Source organism: Paraburkholderia sp., from assembly GCF_034668105.1.
Classification (GTDB): Bacteria; Pseudomonadota; Gammaproteobacteria; order Burkholderiales; family Burkholderiaceae; genus Paraburkholderia.
Genome location: NZ_JAXDPY010000048.1, coordinates 1 through 2,599, shown reverse-complemented (window position 1 = coordinate 2,599; position 2,599 = coordinate 1). Strand labels below are relative to the sequence as shown.

4 protein-coding genes are annotated in these 2,599 nt (G+C 60.7%); all 4 read right to left on the bottom strand.

What is annotated here, in order from left to right; translation table 11 throughout:
- On the bottom strand, nt 1–1,006 hold a 1,006-nt coding region (locus tag QOC89_RS02425; RefSeq protein ID WP_323043560.1), incomplete at its 3' end, for a condensation domain-containing protein.
- A 46-nt stretch (nt 1,007–1,052) separates the two neighbouring features.
- Entirely contained in the window at nt 1,053–1,262 is a 210-nt protein-coding gene (locus QOC89_RS02420; protein WP_323043559.1) for an MbtH family protein, read from the bottom strand.
- 51 nt (nt 1,263–1,313) lie between these two features.
- Nucleotides 1,314–1,922 (bottom strand): acyl-homoserine-lactone synthase, encoded by a 609-nt coding sequence (locus QOC89_RS02415; protein ID WP_323043558.1) that lies wholly within the window; start codon nt 1,920–1,922, stop codon nt 1,314–1,316.
- A 264-nt stretch (nt 1,923–2,186) separates the two neighbouring features.
- Nucleotides 2,187–2,599 (bottom strand): helix-turn-helix transcriptional regulator (locus QOC89_RS02410; protein ID WP_323043557.1); only part of this gene is annotated, 413 nt, incomplete at its 5' end.

Genomic DNA, 2,599 nt, shown 5'->3' with positions numbered 1-2,599 from the left:
GCCTCAGATCCTCGTACCTGTAGGACTGGTGCCGTATCGCTTCGCGGACTTGCCGCCCCACCTCGCGAATGAGCGAGGTCGCGCTCATGCTCGGACTCATGGCCAGACGCAGCGGCACGGCGTTTGCTACCATGCCGGGAACACGGCGCAGCCGCCCGTTGGGCCGGGCCGCAACGGGCAGACCAATGACCAGATCCGCAACACCCGTCACCCGATAGAGATAAGCCGCGGTCGCGGCGATCATGATCTGTGGCAGACTTGCGCCGCTGGCCTGCGCTGTCGCGCGCAGCGCCTTCACGCTTTCAGCGGAAAGATGGACCGTCTGCCGCAGCAAGCCGCCCACATTTTGACGTCGCAAATCGGCGAGACTGAGCGCGGCCGGCCGATCGGCGAAGTGTTTCAGCCAATACTGGCGGTCGCGTGCAAATCGTTCGGAGTTTCGATACGCGGTTTCCTCCTCAAGCAGCAGCATGAGAGGACGGAACGTCCCACCTTCGGGAGAGCGTCCCTCGGCCAACGCGGTGTAAATCTCGGCGACGCGCCGGGCGAACAGTCCGCCCGTGAAACCATCCATGACGATGTGATGGCTGCGATGGTACCAAAAATATCGCTCGGGCGCAGCCTTGAACAAGGCGCACGCCCAGAGCGCCCCTGTCAGCAGATCGACCGGCCGGGTCAGTTCCGCCATCATCCAGCTTTCTGCCGCCGCGCGCGGATTCGTCTCGGTGCTGACATCGATGAACGGAAAGGTCGTATCCAATGTGGGGCAAATCATCTGTCGAGGCCCATCGCTCCGCTCGATGAATCTCACCCGCACCGTTTCCGCTTCGATCCCGGCCTGCCGCAAGGCCGCGTCGAACAGCACGGGATCGATCGGCCCGTGAATTTCTATCAACTCGGCCAGATTGAATATCGAATCCGGCGAGCTGAATTTCTGCGCAAACCACATGCCTGCCTGGGCAGCCGTGAGCGGCAGGACTTGTGAAGAGTTGTTGATCGCGTCCACGTCTTCCCCCATCGATGCAAGGATGATCGATTGCCGGCCCCGGCGGTTATGCCTGTTGGATATCGGCGCCGCTTCTGGGACGCATGTCCGTCCAATTCTTGCCGATGTATTCGATGCAGGCCTGGCGATCGTTCCGCTCGCAGGCGATGGACCAGCCGGCCGGAATGTCAGCGGCTGCCGGCCAAAGTGAATGCTGGCCTTGGTCATTGATCAGGACGACGAACGCGCCGCCCTTATCGTCGAAGGGATTGCTCACGTCTCTGGCTCCGATTTCGGCTAGTTGGATGATTTCAGCCGAGCGCTGCGATCAGGCGGCGGCGGCCTGCGTGCGGCCCGCGCGCGATTCGAGTGCGCGAAGGATTTGCGCGGATACGTCGAGCTGCCCGGCCATGGCGATGGTGTTGCCGATCCGGTGCGCGGAACCGAGGCGCTCGAGTTGCCAGCCAACGCGCCTCAGGATTCGCTCCATGCGCACATCGACGACACAGGCGATCGTGTTTATGCCGTTTGACAGGCCGAATTCCAGAACGCCGATCAGCAGATCGTATGTCGTTTGCGACACACCCGCTTCTGTTTCAGCCGTGCTGGCGTTCTTGCCAACCGCAAATCGGCTGGCTTCCCACACCCGCTCGCTGCGAGGCACGGCGCCCTTGGTCACAAACGACGGAAAGATGTCGCGAAGCATGTTCGGACCGGTCGTCGGCAGAAGGCGGACGCAGCCGTTGACGGTACCGTGTCTGTCCATCGAGAGCAGATAGCTCGGCTCCAAGGCATCGAATTCGTCGAACTCCAGTTCGCCGCTTACGCTGACGTCCCAGCCGAGCCGATCCTTGAAGACCGCCTTCCTCAGGCGGTGCATTTGATACAAATTGCTGATGTGGCGCTCTGCGTTGCCTGTCGTGACCAATCTTATCATCCGTGTCCTCATCGCGTGCGTGTGGATGGAACACTATCCGACGACGAGCATCGACTTGAGCTGTCTACCTTTACAGGTATCATGTAAGGGAAGAATGCAAGAAGCTGGAATTGCTTGCGCGTGTTGCGCGATGCCAAAAAAAGCGGCTCCGCGTCAGACCAATTGGAACTGACACGGCCGAGAGACAAGACAACGATACGAGGAACCGCGTCGGCAAGCTCAAGCGCGGCTAAAGGGAGGCCAATTCAGATCGTATCGATTCCGCTAGATGCTGATGATGTCGTACATCAGTCCTTTGGCGACCGCCTGCTGCATAGTCGCCACCCCGAGCTTGCGCTTGGCATTCTCGGTGTGAAAGACCACCGTTCGCCGGCTGACACTTATGATTTCCGCGGTATCCGAAGCGCTCTTTCCCCGAGCTGCCCATTGCAGGCACGCCCTCTCGCGCTGAGTCAGGCATGGGCGAAGCGGTGAGGTCGGAACCCGCCTTACGTTGCGCAATTGCGCATGCAGGTAGATCGCGATGAGATGCAGCTGGTGGCGGTATTGCTCGACTCGGGTATCGAACGCCGAACGCGAATCACAGGCAGCGAGCGTGAGCGTTGCAACCTTTCCCTGCCGATCGTGGATCGGAATCGTGACGCCATGTCGAATCCCGAACTCGCCGGCCTGTTCCA

Excerpts from the sequence above, each read along its gene's own strand:
- QOC89_RS02415 (WP_323043558.1), bottom strand. The coding sequence starts at position 1,922 with ATGATAAGATTGGTCACGACAGGCAACGCAGAGCGCCACATCAGCAAT.